19 protein-coding genes are annotated in these 18318 nt (G+C 74.0%); 9 read left to right on the top strand and 10 right to left on the bottom strand.

All coding sequences use genetic code 11. The features are described 5' to 3' along the window. Positions 1 to 86: 86 nt before the first annotated feature. Entirely contained in the window at positions 87 to 857 is a 771-nt protein-coding gene (locus ACFRMQ_RS22275; RefSeq protein ID WP_380732282.1) for a thioesterase II family protein, read from the bottom strand. Positions 858 to 1123: 266 nt separating this feature from the next. Here ACFRMQ_RS22275 and ACFRMQ_RS22270 point away from each other — a divergent pair, with 266 nt between their 5' ends. Continuing rightward, entirely contained in the window at positions 1124 to 2335 is a 1212-nt protein-coding gene (locus ACFRMQ_RS22270) for a cytochrome P450 (RefSeq protein ID WP_380732281.1), read from the top strand. Positions 2336 to 2353: 18 nt separating this feature from the next. Here the strand turns inward: ACFRMQ_RS22270 and ACFRMQ_RS22265 are convergent, their stop codons facing one another. Further along, positions 2354 to 3145: a phosphotransferase gene (locus ACFRMQ_RS22265; protein WP_380732280.1), complete on the bottom strand. Its 792-nt coding sequence runs from the start codon at positions 3143 to 3145 to the stop codon at positions 2354 to 2356. A gap of 64 nt (positions 3146 to 3209) precedes the next feature. Next, the gene (locus ACFRMQ_RS22260; protein WP_380732279.1) at positions 3210 to 4427 is read right to left on the bottom strand and encodes a Dyp-type peroxidase; all 1218 of its coding nucleotides are present in this window, start codon (positions 4425 to 4427) and stop codon (positions 3210 to 3212) included. A 31-nt stretch (positions 4428 to 4458) separates the two neighbouring features. Here ACFRMQ_RS22260 and ACFRMQ_RS22255 point away from each other — a divergent pair, with 31 nt between their 5' ends. The 4 genes from ACFRMQ_RS22255 to ACFRMQ_RS22240 all read left to right on the top strand — a co-directional run bounded on the left by ACFRMQ_RS22255 (position 4459) and on the right by ACFRMQ_RS22240 (position 8648). Beyond that, positions 4459 to 5841: a right-handed parallel beta-helix repeat-containing protein gene (locus tag ACFRMQ_RS22255; protein ID WP_380732278.1), complete on the top strand. Its 1383-nt coding sequence runs from the start codon at positions 4459 to 4461 to the stop codon at positions 5839 to 5841. A gap of 167 nt (positions 5842 to 6008) precedes the next feature. After that, positions 6009 to 6743 (top strand): TSUP family transporter, encoded by a 735-nt coding sequence (locus ACFRMQ_RS22250; protein WP_380732277.1) that lies wholly within the window; start codon positions 6009 to 6011, stop codon positions 6741 to 6743. A gap of 192 nt (positions 6744 to 6935) precedes the next feature. After that, on the top strand, positions 6936 to 8207 hold the full coding sequence (locus ACFRMQ_RS22245; protein WP_380732276.1) for an MFS transporter: 1272 nt from the start codon (positions 6936 to 6938) through the stop codon (positions 8205 to 8207). Between the two features lie 66 nt (positions 8208 to 8273). Continuing rightward, positions 8274 to 8648 carry a hypothetical protein gene (locus ACFRMQ_RS22240; protein ID WP_380732275.1) on the top strand — a complete coding sequence of 125 codons (375 nt, stop codon included), beginning with the start codon at positions 8274 to 8276 and terminating at the stop codon, positions 8646 to 8648. Between the two features lie 392 nt (positions 8649 to 9040). Here the strand turns inward: ACFRMQ_RS22240 and ACFRMQ_RS22235 are convergent, their stop codons facing one another. The 3 genes from ACFRMQ_RS22235 to ACFRMQ_RS22225 form a co-directional block, all read right to left on the bottom strand. Then, complete coding sequence (locus ACFRMQ_RS22235; RefSeq protein ID WP_380732274.1) at positions 9041 to 10300, bottom strand: MFS transporter; 1260 nt, start codon at positions 10298 to 10300, stop codon at positions 9041 to 9043. A 188-nt stretch (positions 10301 to 10488) separates the two neighbouring features. Beyond that, positions 10489 to 10908: a hypothetical protein gene (locus tag ACFRMQ_RS22230; RefSeq protein WP_380732273.1), complete on the bottom strand. Its 420-nt coding sequence runs from the start codon at positions 10906 to 10908 to the stop codon at positions 10489 to 10491. 66 nt (positions 10909 to 10974) lie between these two features. After that, positions 10975 to 11169 (bottom strand): hypothetical protein, encoded by a 195-nt coding sequence (locus tag ACFRMQ_RS22225; RefSeq protein WP_380732272.1) that lies wholly within the window; start codon positions 11167 to 11169, stop codon positions 10975 to 10977. Between the two features lie 282 nt (positions 11170 to 11451). Between ACFRMQ_RS22225 and ACFRMQ_RS22220 the strand changes: the two genes are divergently transcribed. Then, positions 11452 to 12300 (top strand): helix-turn-helix domain-containing protein, encoded by an 849-nt coding sequence (locus tag ACFRMQ_RS22220; RefSeq protein WP_380732271.1) that lies wholly within the window; start codon positions 11452 to 11454, stop codon positions 12298 to 12300. Next, a complete protein-coding gene (locus tag ACFRMQ_RS22215) occupies positions 12297 to 12497 on the top strand; it encodes a DUF397 domain-containing protein (RefSeq protein WP_380732269.1) in 201 nt (66 codons plus the stop codon). Before ACFRMQ_RS22220 ends, ACFRMQ_RS22215 begins: the two co-directional genes overlap by 4 nt. Here the strand turns inward: ACFRMQ_RS22215 and ACFRMQ_RS22210 are convergent. Further along, positions 12490 to 13476, bottom strand: coding sequence for a Gfo/Idh/MocA family protein (locus tag ACFRMQ_RS22210; protein WP_380732268.1), 987 nt, complete (start codon positions 13474 to 13476; stop codon positions 12490 to 12492). The two genes, ACFRMQ_RS22215 and ACFRMQ_RS22210, sit on opposite strands and share 8 nt — an antisense overlap. Before the next feature lie 238 nt (positions 13477 to 13714). Further along, a complete protein-coding gene (locus tag ACFRMQ_RS22205; RefSeq protein WP_380732267.1) occupies positions 13715 to 13909 on the bottom strand; it encodes a hypothetical protein in 195 nt (64 codons plus the stop codon). Between the two features lie 272 nt (positions 13910 to 14181). Here ACFRMQ_RS22205 and ACFRMQ_RS22200 point away from each other — a divergent pair, with 272 nt between their 5' ends. Beyond that, positions 14182 to 14541: a hypothetical protein gene (locus ACFRMQ_RS22200; RefSeq protein WP_380732266.1), complete on the top strand. Its 360-nt coding sequence runs from the start codon at positions 14182 to 14184 to the stop codon at positions 14539 to 14541. A gap of 296 nt (positions 14542 to 14837) precedes the next feature. On the opposite strand, the gene ACFRMQ_RS22195 is transcribed toward ACFRMQ_RS22200, so the two are convergent. Together ACFRMQ_RS22195 and ACFRMQ_RS22190 are read right to left on the bottom strand one after the other, a co-directional pair. Continuing rightward, positions 14838 to 15506, bottom strand: coding sequence for a cytochrome b/b6 domain-containing protein (locus tag ACFRMQ_RS22195; protein ID WP_380732265.1), 669 nt, complete (start codon positions 15504 to 15506; stop codon positions 14838 to 14840). Beyond that, the gene (locus tag ACFRMQ_RS22190; RefSeq protein WP_380732264.1) at positions 15454 to 16176 is read right to left on the bottom strand and encodes a molybdopterin-dependent oxidoreductase; all 723 of its coding nucleotides are present in this window, start codon (positions 16174 to 16176) and stop codon (positions 15454 to 15456) included. The genes ACFRMQ_RS22195 and ACFRMQ_RS22190 overlap by 53 nt, the downstream gene beginning before the upstream one ends. Before the next feature lie 461 nt (positions 16177 to 16637). Between ACFRMQ_RS22190 and abc-f the strand changes: the two genes are divergently transcribed. Continuing rightward, entirely contained in the window at positions 16638 to 18272 is a 1635-nt protein-coding gene (gene abc-f, locus ACFRMQ_RS22185) for a ribosomal protection-like ABC-F family protein (RefSeq protein ID WP_380732263.1), read from the top strand. The last annotated feature ends 46 nt before the right edge of the window (positions 18273 to 18318 follow it).

Below are 18318 nucleotides of genomic sequence, written 5' to 3'. Positions count from 1 at the left end.
GCCACCGGAGGGCTTCCCGTCGTGTCCGGCCCGGAAGGCCGCGCGTTACGGGGTGGGGGTATCCGGGGGTGTCCGGGAGCGGCCCCTCACCGGTCGGCCGGGGCCCCCGTCAACTGGGCGATGAGCAGGCCGAGCACGGCCGCGGCCTGGTCGGTCAGGTAGAAGTGCCCGCCGGGGAAGACCCTCAGGCTGAAGGCACCCCGGGTGTGACCCTCCCAGGCGCGGACGTCCTCGACGGCGACGCGCGGGTCGACGTCGCCGGTCAGCGCCGTGATCGGGCAGTCCAGCACGGCGTCCGGCTCGCCCCGGTAGGTCTCGATCGCGGTGTAGTCGCTGCGCAGCGGCGGCAGGATCATGTCGCGCAGCTCCTGGTCCGCCAGCACCTGCCGGCCGGTGCCGCCGAGCAGCACCAGCTCGTCGAGCATCCCCTCGTCGGGGAGCAGGTGCACCCGCTCGTCGCGGTGGACCGAGGGCGCGCGGCGCCCGGAGGCGAACAGGTGGGCCGGGGCGTCCAGGCCGTCCCGGTGGAAGCGCAGCGCCACCTCGAAGGCGAGCACCGCGCCCATGCTGTGCCCGAAGAAGGTCAACGGCCGGTCCGCGCAGGGCCGCAGCACCTCGTACAGCCGGTCCGCCAGCTCCGCGACCGTGGTGATCCCGGGCTCGGTCCGGCGGTCCTGCCGCCCGGGGTACTGGACGCACAGCACGTCGGCGTACGGGGAGACCGCGGCGGACACCGGGTGGAAGTAGCCGGCCGATCCGCCGGCGTGCGGGAAGCAGACCAGTCGGGGCGCGGCCTCCGGCGCGGGGTGGTAGCGGCGGAGCCAGCGGGTGTCGACCTGGGTGCTGTGGCCTGACATGGGTGTCCCTTCGATCGCCTGCGCAAAAACCGTTCTGCCCGTCCGTCAGATCCTCGTCGATCCCTTCGGGCGGCGTACAGCCCCGACGACCCCCTGTTGCGCGGTGGCGCTTTCCGCGCTGTGGACCACGGCCGGCACAGGCATAGGCATACCATCGGTATGTAACGGGAGAAGCAGCATAAGCACCCAATTCTGCATGACAATACGACAATTGGATGCATCCTCTCCCCTCCACCAGCCGGACCGCCCACCCCGTGAAGGGACCCATGGACTCCGCCTCAGCCGACACCGGAACCCCCCTCCCCCCACTCCACCGGCTCCCCGTCGCCCCCGCCCAGCCGCCCCACCCCACCACCCTCCCGGACGGCACCCCCGCGTGGCTGATCACCCGCTACCACGACGTCCGGCAGGTCCTCGCCGACCCCCGGGTCACCCGGGCCGACCTGCACGACATCGGCACCGCCGGCACCACCGCCGACGTGGCCGCCAACCCGGCCTCGCTGTTCAACCAGGACGGTGCCGCCCACCGCCGGCTGCGCGGCACCGTCCAGCGGGCCTTCACCCCACGGGCCATCGCCGACTGGCAGCCCTGGGTCGCGGCCGCCGTCCAGCAGCACGTGGACCGGCTGGTCGCCGCCGGACCGCCCGCCGACCTGGTCCCCGCGTTCGCCCGGCCGGTGCCCTTCGCCGTCACCACCCGGCTGATGGGGCTCGACGGGAACGGGCCGGACCGGCTGGAGGAGGACCGGCTGCACCGCTGGACCCTCGCCCTGCTCGCCCAGGGCGGCGCCGCGGACCAGTCGCCGACCGCCGGCCACGACGACACCCTCGCCGAATTCGGCTCCTTCATGGCCGAGTTGGTCGCCCGACGACGGCGCGAGCCCGGCGACGACCTGGTCAGCCGGCTGGTCCGGGCCGCCGACCAGGACGGCGGCGTCAGCGAGGAGTCCCTCGTCTTCCTGGTCGCCGGACTCACCGCCAGCGGCAACGAGAGCGTCGCCGGAGCCCTCGCCAACGCCCTGGTGTACGTGCTCGGCGAACGCCCCGGCCACTGGCCGCGCCTGGCCGACCCGGACACCGCCGAGCGCACCGCCGAACGCCTGCTGCACTACATCCCCCTGGGCGACGACCAGGCCACCATCCGCCGCACCACCGCGGCGGTCGAGGTCGGCGACGTCACCGTCCCGGCCGACTCGGTCGTCGCCGTCAGCCTCAACAGCGCCAACCGCGACCCGGCCGTCTACCCCGGAGGGCTCGACGCCGACCTCGGCCTCCCGCTCCCCGCCCCCACGCTCGCCTTCAGCGCCGGGCCGCACTACTGCGTCGGCGCCTGGCGGGTCCGCCTGGAGATGCGCGAGTCCCTGCGACGGCTGGCCGCCGCCCTCCCCGGGCTGCGCCTCACCACCCCCGTCGCGGAGCTCGACTGGCAGCTCGGCGGCACCACCCGGAGCCCGTCGCGCGTCCCGGTCGACTGGTAGCCGGCCCCTGCTCGGCGCTCAGCCGTCGAGCAGGGCGCCCAGCCAGAGCTCCCGGTGGCGCTCGATGTACTCGGCGTCCCCGCGCCAGACCTCCCCGTGCCCCTCCGCCCAGAGCCGCGCCCAGGGCTGGACGCCACGGCCCGCCCGGTCCCGCAGGAAGTCGTGCATGGCCATCGACCGCAGCCCCAACAGCGGGACCAGCTCCCGCCGTTCGGCCTCGTCCAGCCCGTAGGCGTTGACGAAGACCCGCAGCCGGGCCGCCGCGTCGGCGTCGGCGAGCCGCCAGCCCGCCTGCGTCGTCAGCGGCAGGAACCCGTGCAGCGCGTACGCCAGGTCCCACAGCCGGGTCCCTGGGGCGGCGGTGTCCCAGTCGATGAAGGACCACGGGTGTTCGCCCCCGCCCACCAGGTTCCACGGGGCCAGGTCGTTGTGGGCGATGATGTCGGCGCCGCCCCCGGGCGGCATCAGCACCTGCCACCGGGCGTCCGGCGGCGGCGTGAATCCCGCCACGGCATCGTGGAACTCCCTGATCAGGAGCGCGACTTCGGCCAGCCTACCGGCCGGGTCCAGCAGGCCGAAGCGGTCGGGCCAGACGACCTGGCCCGGCTGGTACGTCAGCACCTCGCGCCCCCGCTCGTCGAGGCCGAGCGGGCGCGGCGCCGCCCGGAACCCCGCCGCGCGAAGGTGCTCCAGCAGCGCGTGCACGGCCGGTGTCCACGGCCCGGCCGGGCGCCGTACGGTGTCCCCGACCCGGACCACCCCGGCGCTCACGTTGCCGCCGGACAGCGGCTGTTCCTCGTCGTGGCTCAACGTGCTTCCTCTTCCCTCGGGTTGGGCCGTGTCTCGTGATTCGCGTCGATCAGCGCGCGGCGACTCAGCCGAACAGCCCCTCCCCCAGCGTTCCGCCCTCCTTCGCCCCCGGCAGGACGTAGGCCACCGCCGAGGCCGTGTGCTCGACGAAGGCGTTCAGGGCGTCGCGGGCCGCCAACCGCTCCTGGACCCGGGTGAACTGGGCCGGGTCGCGCACGAAGGCGCAGAACAGCAGGCCCCGGTCGCCCGGGCCGTCGTCGTAGCTGTAGCCCCGCCGCAGCATCCGGGCGCCGCCGTCCAGCCGGGGGCTGGACAGCCGCACGTGCGCGGTCGCCGGGAGGACGTACGAGCCGTCCGGGTTCTTGGTGTAGATGTCCGGCTCGTCGTGCTCCGCCGTGCCGGTGAGCGGGGAGCCGTCGCCGGCCCGGCGGCCCATCACCTGCTCCTGCCGCTCCCCGGGCAGGGCCGCGAAGGCCGCGGTGTCCATCCGGATCCGGCGGTAGACCAGCACCGTGCCGTGCTCGTACGGACCCGGCGGCCCCCAGACCCACTGTCCGTTCTCCTCCGCCGTCGGGTTCGCCGTACCGTCCTTGAAACCGAACAGGTTGCGCGGGGTGGCGCCGCCGGCCGTCCGGGCCAGGAAGCCGGACTGGGTCCACCGCACCGTCGCGCCCACGGCCCGGGCCACCGCGCCCAGCTGCTCGGCGACCACCGACAGCGGCCAGCGGTCCGCCGCGCACAGCTGGACCACCAGGTCGCCACCGCCGCGCGCCGGGTCGAGCTTGTCCCCGGGGAAGACGGGCACCGCGGTCAGCAGCGCCGGTGGAACGTTCAGCCCCAACCGGGCGGCGAGCTCCGGTCCGACCCCCACCACGCTGCTGAGACCGGCCGGTTCGCCGTCCCGCAGCCGCGCGTCCGCCGGGCCGGCGCCGGACGCCTCGGCGAGCACCCTGGTCGACTCGCCGAGCAGGGCGCGCAGCGCGGCCCGCCCGTCCGAGGTCGCGGCGGGCGCCAGGTCGAGGGCCAGCAGCTGGGTGGCCGGCTGCTGCGCGGCCGTCACCCCGGACTGCCGCTCGCCGTGGAAGGGCGGCGTCCGCCGTTCCGGGGCCGCCGCCCGGCCGGGAGCGCTCCCGCCGCCGCCCCCACCGCGCAGGGCCAGCGCCGCCGCCCCCGCGCCCAGCCCGGCGGCCACCACCGCCCCGCCCGCGAGCAGACCCCGACGGTCCACACCGCCCGTGCTGGTGCGCGGCCGGTCCGGCGCCTTTCCGCTTTCGGCATGCATGAGCGACATTGGAGACGATAGAACACGCCGTATGCAACTTCTGACCACACGTCACTCCCGGTCCGCCACCGCCCGCACACCGGAGGCCGGGCCCCGCCGCCGCCCGTCCGCCCCGTTCGCCGCCGTCCTCGCCCTCGCGCTCGTCCTCGCGCCCGCCCTCGCCGGGTGCTCCTCCGACGGCTCGTCCTCCTCCGACGCCAAGCACCCGGGCGGCACGGTCGTCCGCGTCCCGCAGGACTTCGCGACCATCCAGCAGGCCGTGGACGTCGCCCACGAGGGGGACACGGTGCTGGTCGACGCGGGCACCTACCGGGAGAGCGTGCGGATGACCAAGCCCGACATCGTGCTGCGCGGCACCGACCGCAACACCGTCGTCCTGGACGGCGGCCTGCGGCTGGTCAACGGCATCGCCGCCTCCGGCCCCGGCTCGGTGGTGGAGAACCTCACCGTCCACGGCTACCTCGCCAACGGCGTGCTGTTCACCGGCGTCACCGACGAGAAGCTCCAGCAGCACGGCGCCGGCGGCTCCGCCTACAACCCGCTGGACACCACCCGCTTCCCGGCGCTCCGGGGCTTCCGGGCGAGCGGCGTCACCGCGTACAACAACGGCCTGTACGGCATCTACGCCTTCGACGCGCAGGCCGGCGTCATCGAGGACTCGTACGCCTCCGGGGGCGCCGACTCCGGCATCTACGTCGGCCAGTGCAAGCCCTGCGACACCCTGGTGCGCAACAACACGGTCGAGCGCAACGCCGTCGGCATCGAGATCACCAACGCCTCGGACGGGCTCACCGTGGTCGGCAACAAGGTCAACGGCAACCGGGTCGGCGTCACCGTCAACTCCAACGACCTGGAGGCCCTCGCCCCGCAGCACGGCGCGGTGATCGTGGGCAACGTCGTCACCGACAACAACGCCACCGACACCCCCCAGCAGGCCGACGGCGGCTACGGCATCGGCATCGGGATCGGCGGCGGCACGGGCAACCAGGTGCAGCGCAACCTGGTCCAGGGCAACCGCGCGGTCGGCGTCGTCATCACCGACCCGCCCGGGCACCCGGCCAGTGGCAACCGCGTCGAGGGCAACCGGACCACCGGCAACGGCACCGACCTGGCGCTGGCCTCCGCCGACCCGGCCAACTGCTTCACCGGCAACCAGCCGGCCGTCCAGAGCCCGGACGACCTGGAGAACCTCGCGAGTTGCGCCGTCCCGGGCCGGGCCGCCCCGCCCTTCGGCCGGACCAGCGCGGTCCAGTCGCCGCCCGGCATCCCGTTCAGCCAGGTGCCCGCCCCGCCGGCCCAGCCGTCGACGCTCGACCCGGCCGCACCCGGCCGCCCGGCGACCGGACTGCCCGGCCCGGTCGACATCGGCGCCTACCCGCTGCCGGCGTCGGCGGACGCGCTGCCGAAGCACTGAGCCGGGGCCGGTCCTCGAACTCCCGCTCGCCGGTCGACGCTATATTCCTTGCGGGCGACGGGAGTTCGTGAACGGGCCCGGCCGAGCTCGCGCCCCCTGCGGCAGGAGTGGGCGGGGCCGCGGGCCGCCAGGAGAGACCCGGACCCGCGACTTGGAGGCCGCACCCGATGCCCGACGGCTTGACCACCGACCTCGTCCTGGGCTGCGCCGTTCTGCTGGGCGCCTGCGTCCAGCGGCTCGCGGGCATCGGCTTCGCCCTGGTCGCCGCGCCCGTCCTGGTGCTGCTGCTCGGCCCGGGCGACGGCGTCAGGCTGTCGAACGTCGCCGCCGGCGCCATCAGCGCCGTCGGCCTGCCGGGCGGTTGGCGGCAGGTGCGGCTGACCGCGATGCTGCCGCTGATCCTCGCCGCGGCCTGCACGGTGCCGGCCGGGGCGTGGGTCGCGGCGGAGGTCCCGGAACCCGGGCTGTTCATCGGCATCGGCGTGCTGGTCAGCGCGGCCTCACTGCTGGTGCTGCGCGGGGTGCGGGCCGCCGCGCTGCGCGGCGTGGGCGGCGCCCTGGTCGCGGGCGCGACCAGCGGGTTCATGAACTCGGCCGCCGGGGTGGGCGGCCCGGCCGTCTCCCTGTACGCCGTCAACACCGGTTGGACGGCACGGGAGTTCGTGCCCAACGCGCAGTTCTACGGCGTGGTGGTGAACGCCTTCTCGCTGGCCGCCAAGGGCCCACCCACCCTGTCCGTCACCGCCTGGTGGCTGGTGGCCGCCGCCCTCGCGGGCGGTGCCGCCGTCGGCCGGCTGCTCGCCGCGCGGGTCCCGGAGGCGCGTGCCCGGCTGGTGGTGCTGGGCCTCGCCCTGGCGGGCGGGCTGACCACCCTCGCCAAGGGCGTCTGGGGGCTCGGCTGAGCCCGGCCGGGCCCCGGGGCGCGACCGCCCGGAACCCGGCGGACACCCAGCGAACGTCCAGCGGATTCCCAGCAGACACTCCGGGCGGTCCCGGATCATCCGGATACCCTTGCCAATACGGGCAGTTCGGGACACCCCCGACAGTTGGGAAACGGTCCGGGCGTCCCTCCGCGGACATGACATACTGCGTCGGTGACCTCAGCCGAGCTGGCCGCGAAGCCACCCAAAACCCGTCCCCAGCTGGGCCGGAAGTTCCACTTGCTGTGGTCCGCGTCGGCGGTCTCCTTCGTCGGCGACGGCATGCGGGACTCCGCCCTGCCGCTGCTGGCGGTGGCCGTCTCCGAGTCTCCCGGCGCGGTCTCCGTGGTGTCCGTCGCCGCGTCACTGCCCTTCCTGCTGACATCGCTGCACGCCGGAGTGCTCGCCGACCGGACCGACCGTCGGCGGCTGATGTGGACGATCGACGCCGCGCGCGCCGTCGTCGTCCTTGGCTTCGCCTGCTGGGTCCTCCTCACCTCCCCGCCGCTGGCCGCGCTCGCCGTCCTGGCCTTCCTGCTCGGCTGCGGCGAGACGGTCTTCTCCAACGCCGCCACCTCGGCCGTCCCGGAGCTGGTCCGGCCCGACCAACTCGACGCCGCCAACGGCCGGCTGCAGGCCAACATGCTGATCGGCGGGAACCTGGTCGGCCCGCTGCTCGGCTCGGCGCTGTTCGCCGTGGCCGCCGCCGCCCCGTTCGCGGTGGACGGCATCTCCTTCGCGCTCGCCGCCGTCCTGGTCGCCGCCACCGGCCGCTCCACCGCCCCCCGCGGCCGGGCCGACCGCCGCCCGGTGCTCACCGAGATCCGCGAGGGCGTCGACTGGCTGATCGGCCACCGCGAGGTCCGCACGCTCGCCGTGCTCTCCATCCTGGGCGCGCTGGCCTGCTTCATGGGCACCACCATGCTGGTCCTGATGGTCACCAGGGTCCTCGACGCTCCGGCCGCCTCCTACGGGATCGTGCTCGCGGCCGGCGCGCTCGGCGGCACCGCCGCGAGCACCCTGGCCGGCCGGCTCGGCCGGCTGCTCGGCCGGGGTGCCCGGATCGCGCTCGCCTTCCTGCTGATGGGCACCTCACTGGTCCTGGCCGGGCTGGCCACCTCCCTGGCCGCGGTGGCCGCGCTGTACGCCGTGACGGGCTTCGGGATCGTCACCTGGAACATCCAGGCCGTCTCGTTGCGCCAGCAGGCCGTACCGAAGGAGCTGCTCGGCCGGGTCAACAGCTGCTACATGCTGCTCACCCGGATCGGCATCATGTCCGGTGCCGCCCTCAGCGGCTGGATCGCGTCCGTCAGCGGCATCCGCACCCCGCTGTTCGTCGGCGGCGGGCTGCTGCTGGTCCTGCTGGTCGCGGTGCTGTTCCTGCTGCCGCGGATGAACGCGATGGAGGCGGCCGCCGCGCCGGCCGCCGCCACCGAGGGCGACTAGGTCCTGTCCGGGTGGCAGCCCGGATTCGGGTTGGCCCACCGCCCGGCCGGATGATCAGGTCAGGCCATGGACACCAGCACGATCGGCGACCCGCTGCCCGCGGAGGCCGTCCGGCTCCTGGAGGCCCTCCTCCAGGACGACGACCCGACACACCGCGCACTGCTCGCGCAGCTCCCCCACCTGCGCGTCACCGGCCACTGCCGATGCCCCTGCGCCAGCCTCGACTTCGGCCTCGACCAGGCGGCGGCACCGGCCGCGCCCGTCACCCGCAATCCCGCCGCCGAGGCGCCGATCCACGACGCCGACGGCGAACCGGTCGGGGGCGTACTGGTCTTCACCCAGGACGGCTACCTGTCCGGCCTGGAGGTCCACACCTGGGCCGACGAGCCGATCACCCGGCTCCCACACCCGGACCGGCTCTTCCGACTCCCGCGCGGGTGAGGGCTCCGGGCCGCACCCGCGGGCGGTTCGGCCCTCGGGACGGACAACTGCGCGGCACGGATGCCGACTTGGCGGTCGCCCGCATGCCGTCGAGGGCCCCCGGACCGGGGCCACGGCCGGGGTGAGGGCAGGGCGAGGGCAGGGCGAGGGCAGGGCGGCACCAGGGATCGCCGAGCAACGAACGACCGAACCGCCCGTACCGGGGCGCTCCTCGATTCGGAGCTCGGCACGGAGCCGCGCGGTGGCGAGGGCGGCCGAGGTGGGACAGGGCGGCAGCCCGAGCGGCCCGGCGCCGACCGAACTCCCCCGCTCGAACCGCGCGTCGACCCAGCTCGTCGGGCCCCCACGCGGTGGCGAGGGCCCACGAACCCACCCGGCCGCCGCCCCTTCCCCTACCTCCGGGACTCGGCCACCCCGGCACCCGCCCCGGCGGACGGTTCCCCGGACGGCCGGCCATCACCCGGAGCGGCCGCCGCCCGGCCGCGCGCGGCGGTGAGGGCGGCCAGGGCCGGGGTGGCCGCGAGGACGAGGCAGAGCGGCAGCGCGAGCCGGTCGGCGAGCAGCCCGGCCAACGCCGTTCCGGCCGAACCTCCCGCGTTGAAGCAGGCGTTGACCCAGGCGCCGGCCCGGGTGCGCCGGCCCGGGCCCGCGAGTTCGTCGGTGAGCAGGTAGGCGGTGGTGAGGGTCGGCGCCACCGTCAGGCCGGCCAGGGCGGCGACGGCCGCCAGCAGCGGGAGCGTCGGAGCGAGGGAGGTCAGGGCCAGCGCCCCGGCGAAGGCGGTGGTGAGCACGGCGAGCCGGGCCTGCGCCGAGGCCCGCCAGTCGAGGGCGCCGAGGACCAGACCGCCGATCGCGCTCCCGGCCGCCAGCGTCGCCTCCACCCAGGCCACGTCGGCGGTCCGGCCGTGCCGCTGGGCGAAGACCACCGCCAGCAGGCCGAACGCGCCGAGTCCGGCACCGGCCGCGGCTGCGGCGGCGAGCGGCTGGCGGGTCCGGGCCAGCAGCCGCCAGGAGCTCGACCGGTCCTCGGTGGACGTGGAGCCGGCCTCCGTGGGGGCCGGTCCGTCGTGGACCGAGGCGGCCAGGGCCAGGGTGCCGCCGAGGACGAGGACGGCCCCGACCACCACGCCGAGCGCCGGGCGCGCCGTCGCCGCCGCGATCACGCCGGACAGCAACGGGCCGGTGACGTAGAGGAGTTCCTCGGCGACGGTGTCCAGGCTGTAGGCGCGTCGGCGCAGGCCGGGATCCGGCAGCAGGGCGCTCCACCGCGCCCGGGTGACCGGCCCGAGGGGCGGCGCGAACACGCCGGCCGCCACCGCGAGGGCGAGCAGGGCGGGGTACGGCACGCCCGGTCGCCAGGTGGCGGCGGCCAGGCCGAGCAGGACCAGCGCGTACCCGGCCGCCATCGGCGGCAGCGCCCGGCGCGGGCCGTGGCGGTCGACCAGCCCGGCCCTGAGGGGCGAGATCAGCACGCCGGAGATGGAGAACAGGGCCATCAGCCAGCCGGCCCGGGCGTACGAGCCGGTCGCGCCGGTGACGGCGAGCACGAGTGAGAGTGGGACGACGCCGTAGGAGAGGCGGCCGATCAGGGCCGCACCGAAGAGCCGGACCGCGCCGGGGGTGCGCAGGACCGTCACGTAGGACGAAGACATGGAGGTGTTCCTCTGGAGGTGGCGCGCGCCGCGCGCCGGTGTACCGGGACGCCGAAGGACCGCACCACCGGGGTGCGGTCGCCATCCGGGCCCTAGTCACGAGAGAGGAACACACGGCCATCGTAGGGCACTCCGCCGTCGGCCCCGCGCGAGAAGTCGGCCGGCCCGACTTCTCGCGCACACCCGCCCTACGCCGCCGCGCGGGCGCGGAGGCGGTCCACGAGGGGCCGGAGCCTGGACGGGCCGAGCAGCGGCGCCCGGACCACGCACAGGGCGAAGAAGGCCTGACCCAGGAGCGGGACGATCAACAGGGGCGGGAACAGGAACAGCAGCCAGAGCGGCAGGATCAGCAGCCCGGCCAGCGGCCCCCGGAACTCGGTGCCCGTCTTCTCCCTGAACAGCGAGTAGACGACGCAGATCGCGATGGACGGAATCCCGGTGATCGCCATGAACCGCAGGACGTCCGCCGGCACCGGGCCGCCCGTCTGCGCGGTCATCGACATCGTCAGGATCCAGGTGACCGCCGAGGTGACGGTGTAACGGATCACCAGGTCGGCGAGCCGGAGTCCGATGACTCCCAGGTTCCGCCACGGTGTGCTCGGGTCCACGAGATTCCTTCCTCAGCGCGTCGGGGGCGGCCGATTCGGACATCATGCCAGGAGTATTGAACACGTTCAATTACCTGGGCGCACCCCCGCCGCCGAGCGGGCCCGGCCGGGCGGCCGCAGCTCGCGGTCACCCTCGGGGGTGGCGGTCGTGATGGCGTCCGGACGATGGGGCATCCGCAGGACGGCGACCGCACCGAGGCCGACGACGGCGATGGCGAGGAGGAACAGGAGCGGAAGGACGAGGTCGATCAGGAGTCGCACGGGGCCTCGGGTCTGGTCGTGGTGGTGGAGTGGTTCACTCCTCGCCGCATATCGGCGGACACGCTCCGGCTGACGGCGAGTTCACAGGTCGCCGCCTACTCGTTGCACACGTCCCGCTACGCTCAGCATGCAGTCTGCGCGCCACAGAGCGCAACTCGCTCCCCACGGCTCGCATATTTGCAAATCGAACCTGAATTCGGCCTCCCCACCGGGCAGTTGTCGGTAGCGCGGCCGACCGCCGCGCAGGCAGACTGGTCGACTGATAGTTCAGGAGGGGGCACGATGGCAGTCTCGACCGTTCGCCGGCGAAGGCTCGGTGGCGTGCTGCGGAAGCTCCGTGAGGAACGGAAGCTCACCGCAGAAGTGGTGGCCGAAGCGACGGGGATGAGCCAGGCCAAGCTCACCCGGATCGAGACGGCCCACACCGCGGCCAAGGTCGAGGACGTCAACAGACTCCTCGACTTCTACGGATGCGAGGACGAGGACTACCGGGCCGGCCTGATCGCCATCACCAAGGACGGCAGCAAACGCGGCTGGTGGCTGAGCTACCGCGACGTCATCAACTCCACCGCGGCCGACCTGATCCTTCTGGAGGCCGACGCCGCCACCTATCGGACGTACGAACCGGCGTTCGTCCCGGGCCTGTTCCAGACCCCCGAGTACGCGCGCATCGTCATCGGCCGGCTGCGCATCCGGTCCGGCGGATCGGTCGAGGACCTGGTCCAGGTCCGGATGGCCCGCCAGTCCATCCTGACCCGCCCGAACCCGGTGCAGGTGCGGGCCGTCATCCACGAGGCGGCGCTGCTCGCCAACGCCGACCGCCCCGAGATCATGGTCCCGCAGCTGGAGAGGCTGCTGACGCTCAGCAGCCTGCCCAGCATCGACATCCAGGTCATGCCCGTCGGTGCGGCCGTCCACCCGGGCATGACCGGCGCGTTCGCGATGATGGGCTTCCCCCAGCGGAAGGACCTCGACGTCGTCCTGGTCGAGGGCCTGCTGAGCAGCCTGTGGGTCGAGGACCCGTCCGACGTCGAGCTCTACCGGGCGAAGTTCCGGGAGATCACCGCCGAGGCCATGTCCGTCGACTCCTCGCTCGCCTTCATCACCGCACAGAGAGACCGGATCAAGTGACCCAGCCGACCTTCACCAAGTCCAGCCACAGCGCCGGGGACGACAACTGCGTCGAAGTCGCCGTCCCCGGCGGCCCGACCTGCTACATCCGCGACTCCAAGGACGCTTCCGGACCGTCCCTGGCCGTCGGCCGCGAGGCCCACGCCGCCTTCGTCCGGGCCGTCGCCGCCGGGGAGTTCGACTTCGGGCTCATCTGACGGCCGCACCGCCGGGCGCCTCGGGCACCGCGCCGTGGATCGCGGCGACCATCGCCGCGGTCCCGAAGCCGAGCACCGGATCGGGCCGGCCGGACAACAGGCTGGCGTAGAGCGGCCGGTAGTGGGCGACCTTCCGCCCGGTCCTGCCGTCGTTGCCGAAGGCCGCCAGCAACTCGCCCTCCCTGGCGGCGAATCCGGTCATCGCGGTGTGGTCGATCCAGACCTCCACGCCGGTGTTCCCGAAGGCCAGGCTGCTCTCCTTGCTGCTGGAGCCGGTCAGCCAGCTGCTGCGCAGCCGGGCCGTCCCCACCTCCCCCCGGGAGCGGAACTCCACCGCGCACCACGCGCTCGCGCCACCGTCCGTCTGCCGGACGGACGTGAGGGCGACGAGGTCCACGAAACGGGTGAGCATGCTGAGCTGGTTCACCCCCGAGTCCGTCCAGCTGGAGACGTACGAGGCGAAGGCCGCCTCGCCCCGCAGGACGTACGGGTCGTAGAAGGCCGAGGTGATGGTCGTGACCGGCCCCCACTCCGGATGCGCGGCGAGCAGCTCCGCCGCCCAGTCGACCTCCGGGGAGAAGGCGAAGTGGTGCGCGGTGAACACGCGGTCCGCCACGTCGGCCTTCCCCTCCAGCTCGCGCAGCGCGGCCAGGGACGCGAGGTCGTGGACGAGCGGCTTCTCCACCAGCACCCGGGCCGTGGAGCGGAGCAGCGCCTCGGCCAGCAGCTCGGTGTGCGTCTCCGTCGGAGTGGCGAGTACCAGCAGGTCCGGCCGGTGGCGGTCGAGCGCCCGGCCGAGGTCGCGGTGGTGCGGCGGCCTCGCACCCCGGAAGTCGATCGGCCCGACCGGCCTCGGGTCGACGGTGAACTCCAGTTCCACGTCCGGCCGTTCGGCGAGGACGGCGAGGTGGGTCTCGGCGATGATGCCGAGCCCCACCAGCCCCACTCGTACCGGGTCGGTGCGCTCCTGCTGGGCCATGGGCTCTTCCCCTCGTCCGTTGCGGCCCCGGACTCCGGGGCTCCGACGACCCATCCTCGCGCAGCCACCCGCGTTCACCGGCCCGACGGCCCGGCCCGCCCGTCGGCCCACTCGGCCCGGGGGTCTCGCTCCGCGGGCCGCCGGGTGCGCCTGACCGCCGCCCGCAGGCCGCCGGTCGTCGCGGGGTCTCCCGAGGAGTCGCCGGCGCGGGTCTCCCGAGGAGTCGTCGGCGCGGGGTCTAGAGCGCCAGGTCGACGGCGAGGCAGTTGTAGAAGTTCCAGGCGCGCTCGGGGTCGTAGGCGGTGCCTGCGGCGCCGCCCGGGCCGGACGGCGCCTCCTCGGTCATGTCCTCGTAGCGGATGCGTGCGGGGAGCGCGCCGTACCGGGCGCGGCGGGCCTCGGCGGCGCGGTCGTCCGCGGGCTGGTCGTTCATGGCCACTCTCCGGATCTCACCGATGACGGGCGGCGCCCGGGGCTGCCGCCGCGGACGGTCTTCAGGGTGCGATCCGCGATCGTCACCTGTCAAGAGGGTGACGCACGATGACGGGAACACACTCGCCACCCCGGCACTCACACGTGTTTTGGCCGATTCTGCACTCCCGGGCATATTGTTGAACGTGCAATGATCTGCTCCCGGCAGGGCTCGCCCGTCGAGTCCCGAGCCGACCCTTCCGGCAGTTCCGTCACCCACGAGAGGTGAGTTGCATGTTCACACCCAAGGCGAACATCCGCCGCGCAGCCACGACCGCCGCCCTGGCCGCCGCCCTGATCGGCCTCGGCGCCGGGGCGGCCGACGCCGCCGGCTGGCCTCCGCTGCAGCCGGGCGCGCGGCTCTACTCGGCCGCCAACGGGCAGGGCGCGGCGACCACCGTCAACCTCGGTGACCTCGGCACTTGCCACACCCTGTCGACGGCCGCCCGATCGGTGCAGGTCGCCAACGGCTCCGCGTCCGTGGTGCTGTACCCCGGCGCCGGCTGCACCGGCACCAGCGCGTGGGCCACCGGCTCGCTGGCCCAGTCCAACATCCCGTTCGCGGCCCTGAGCTACCGGGTCGTCCCGGCGTAACGAGGACACCCGGCCGGGCGAGCGCCTCGCCCGGCCCGACACCTCGGCCACTCCCCCGATGCCCGGCACCGCCCCACGGCGACGCCGGGCATCGGCATGCCCGCTCACACGTCCCGCCCATGCATTTCGATGCGTCACCACCTCGACAGGTGGCGCAGCCTCGGAAATCCACCGCCGCCGACTGGAGCGGCTGCTTGCGACGAGGACACCCCACCAAGGCCGACCGACCTCCGTGGGGCGCGGTTTCCCAGGGGCCGACAGCACCGGCTGGCGGGCCCGACGGGTTCCGGCCGCGCTCAGCCGTCGGAGCCGTCCCGGGGCAGCCACCGGGAGTGGTGCCGCTCGGCCCAGGCCCGGCCGACGTACCCGGTGCGCATGCCGCGCCGGGCCTCCGGGTCCTGGACCGCCTTGCGCAGGTGCCCGAAGACCACGAAGGCGATCGCCCAGGCCAGGAGGTCGTGGACGAAGATCGCGCTGGTGCGGGAGACGAACGGCAGCAGGTCCTTGAACCACATCAGCAGGCCGGTGAACGCCATCACCAGCACCGCCCCGGCGATCCAGCCCGCGTAGAGCTTCTGGCCGGCGTTGAACTTGCCCGCCGGACGCGCCTCGGGCCACGCCCGGCGCCTGCGCACGGCCCGCAGCCACTCCCGGTCGTACGGGGCGAAGCGGTTGAGCCGGCGCAGGTCCGCGCGGAACTCGGCGGAGAGCAGTCCGAGCAGGACGGGCAGCGGCAGCAGGATGCCCGACCACTTGTGGACGGCGGCCACCAGGGGGCGCCGGCCGACGAGTTGGGCCAGTGGCCCCAGGTACAGGCAGGCCGCGGAGGCCAGGCAGAGCAGCATCAGGACGGCGACGGCCCGGTGGACCAGGCGCTCGGCCGCGCTGAACCTGCGGACGCGGTCCGCGAGTTCAGGCCGCTTCGCCGCGCCGGTCGGCGTCGTCGAGCCAGCCGTCGATGTCATAGCCGCGCTCCTCCCAGTAGCCGGGGACGACCTTGTCGGTGACCGAGATGCCGGACAGCCACTTGGCCGACTTGTAGAAGTACATGGGCGCCACGTAGAGGCGGACCGGTCCGCCGTGCGCGTGGGTGATGGGCTCGTCCTGCATGTTCAGCGCCACCAGGACGTCCGAGCGGCGGGCCTGCTCCAGGGTGAGGCTCTCGGTGTACGCGCCGTCGAAGCAGGTGAAGCGGACCGCCGCGCCCGGGGAGCGGACTCCGGCGGCGTCGAGGAGGTCCGCCAGCAGCACGCCCTCGAAGGGCGTCCTGTTCACCCGCCAGCCGTCCGTGCAGAGCACGTCGCGGACCACCCTGGTCTGCGGCATCGCGCGCAGCTCCGGCAGCGTGTACGTCTTCCGGCGCTCCACCAGTCCGTCGACGCGCAGTTCGTAGTCGGTCTCGTCCTTGCGCGGCACCGAGCCGACGACGCTGAAGTACCGGAAGCCGCCCGGGTTGGGCAGCAGGCCGGTCAGGCCGGTCGCGTCCTTCTCGGCGGCGGCGGACAGGAACCCTTCCCAGCCGCGCTGGAGGTACGGCGCGGCCGCCAGCCCCACGGCGCCGGCGCCGAGCATGCCGAGCAGCGCGCGCCGTCCCACGGGCGCGCCCTCGGCCCTCCGCTTCGGATTTCCCGCCATGGTCAGTGCGCTCCTTCGCGATGGCGACGATCCCGGCGGGCGGCCGCGGTTCGGCCGGCCCGGTCGCGGGCGGATCCACACGTGTGAACACGGCGGAGCCATGTCCGCACCGTCACCGGTTCAACTGGTGACGACTCTGGCACGGCCCCGGCCGGCCTGTCAACGAGAGGCGCGGCCCGCTCCCACCCCGGCCCGAGCCGGGGCGAACGGGGGCCCGCGAAAAGAAAGTTGCCGTCCACGAACGGCCTGCTACAGTGGCGCCCATCTGTAGTCGTGTGATCGAGGAGTGACAGACGTGGCGGGTGACGACGACATCTCCGGGTGAGATCCGGATCTGACGGCCACCGGCCGGTGCTCCAGCAGCGCCGCCGCCGAAGTGGTCCGTTTCGTCGTACCCACTTTCCCCATGTCTGCCCAGGGCAGAGGTCTCTTCCTGCCCACACCCCTTCGAGGTCACTTCCATGTCCGACGCCGCCGTCGTCTGCTCCACCGTCTCCTTCGCCTGGCCCGACGACACCCCGGTCTTCCACGACCTGTCCTTCACCGTGCCCGCCGGCCGGACCGGACTGGTCGCCCCCAACGGCTCCGGCAAGAGCACCCTGCTCAAGCTGATCGCCGGCGAACTCAAGCCCGCCACCGGCTCGGTGACGGTCACCGGCAGGCTCGGCTACCTCCGCCAGAGCCTCCCGCTGACCTCGAACCTCACCGTCGCCGAGGTGCTCGACGTCGCCGAGGTCATCCGCGCCATCGACGCCGTGGAGTCCGGGGACGTCGACGAACGGCACTTCACCACCATCGGCGACGACTGGGACATCGAGGAGCGCACCCGCGCCCAGCTCGACCGCCTCGGCCTGACCGACCTCACCCTGGACCGCGGCCTGAGCACGCTCAGCGGCGGCCAGATCGTCTCCCTGGGCCTCGCCGCCCAGTTGCTCAAGCGCCCCGACGTCCTGCTGCTCGACGAGCCCACCAACAACCTGGACGCCCAGGCCCGGCACAAGCTCTACGACGTGCTGGAGGACTTCAACGGCTGCCTGCTGCTGGTCAGCCACGACCGCGCGCTGCTCGACCGGATGCAGCACATCGCCGAACTCGGCAACGGCGAACTCCGCTTCTACGGCGGAAACTTCACCGCCTACGAGGAGGCCGTCCGGGCCGAGCAGGAGGTCGCCGAGAAGAACGTCCGCAACGCCGAACAGGAGCTGAAGCGGGAGAAGCGGGAGATGCAGCAGGCCCGCGAGCGCGCCGACCGCCGCCAGAGCAACGCCGCCCGCAACCTGAAGAGCGCCGGCCTGCCCCGCATCTTCGCCGGGAACATGAAGCGCGGCGCCCAGGAGTCCGCGGGCCGGGCCGGCCAGATGCACGCCGCCCGGGTCAGCGAGGCCAAGGCCCGGCTGGACGAGGCCGGGCGCGCCCTGCGCGAGGAACAGCGCCTCACCCTGGAACTGCCCGACACCCAGGTGCCCGCCGGGCGCAACCTGCTCCTCGGCGAGGGCCTCCAGGTGAGCCACGCCGGCCGGCCCGTCTTCGCCGACGGCGGCGTCGACCTGAGCGTCCGCGGCCCCGAGCGGATCGCACTGACCGGGCCCAACGGCGCCGGGAAGAGCACCCTGCTGCGCCTGATCACCGGCGAACTCGCCCTCGACAGCGGGGAGATCACCCGCAACGACGGCCGGATCGCCTACCTCTCGCAGCGCCTGGACCTGCTCGACCTCGACCGCACCGTGGCGGAGAACTTCGCCGCGTTCGCGCCCGAGCGGCCCGAGACGGAACGGATGAACCTGCTCGCCCGCTTCCTGTTCCGCGGTACCCGGGCCCACCTGCCGGTCGGGGTGCTCTCCGGCGGCGAGCGGCTGCGCGCCACCCTGGCCTGCGTGCTGTGCGCGGAGCCGGCCCCGCACCTGCTGCTGCTCGACGAACCGACCAACAACCTCGACCTGGTCAGCGCGGGGCAGTTGGAGAGCGCCCTGAACTCCTACCAGGGCGCCTTCCTGGTGGTCAGCCACGACGAGCGGTTCCTCGCCGAGATCGGCGTCAACCGCTGGCTCCGGCTGGCCGACGGCACACTGAAGGAAACCGCGGCCCCCGCCGTGTGACCAGCCGACGTGTGAACCGGCCCGCGCCCGAGGCTCCGCGCCCGGC

The sequence above is a fragment of the Kitasatospora sp. NPDC056783 genome (assembly GCF_042789895.1).
In the GTDB taxonomy this organism is placed as follows: domain Bacteria; phylum Actinomycetota; class Actinomycetes; order Streptomycetales; family Streptomycetaceae; genus Kitasatospora.
Note: the sequence above shows the minus strand (reverse complement) of the source record. Positions and strands in the feature narration are given on the sequence as shown.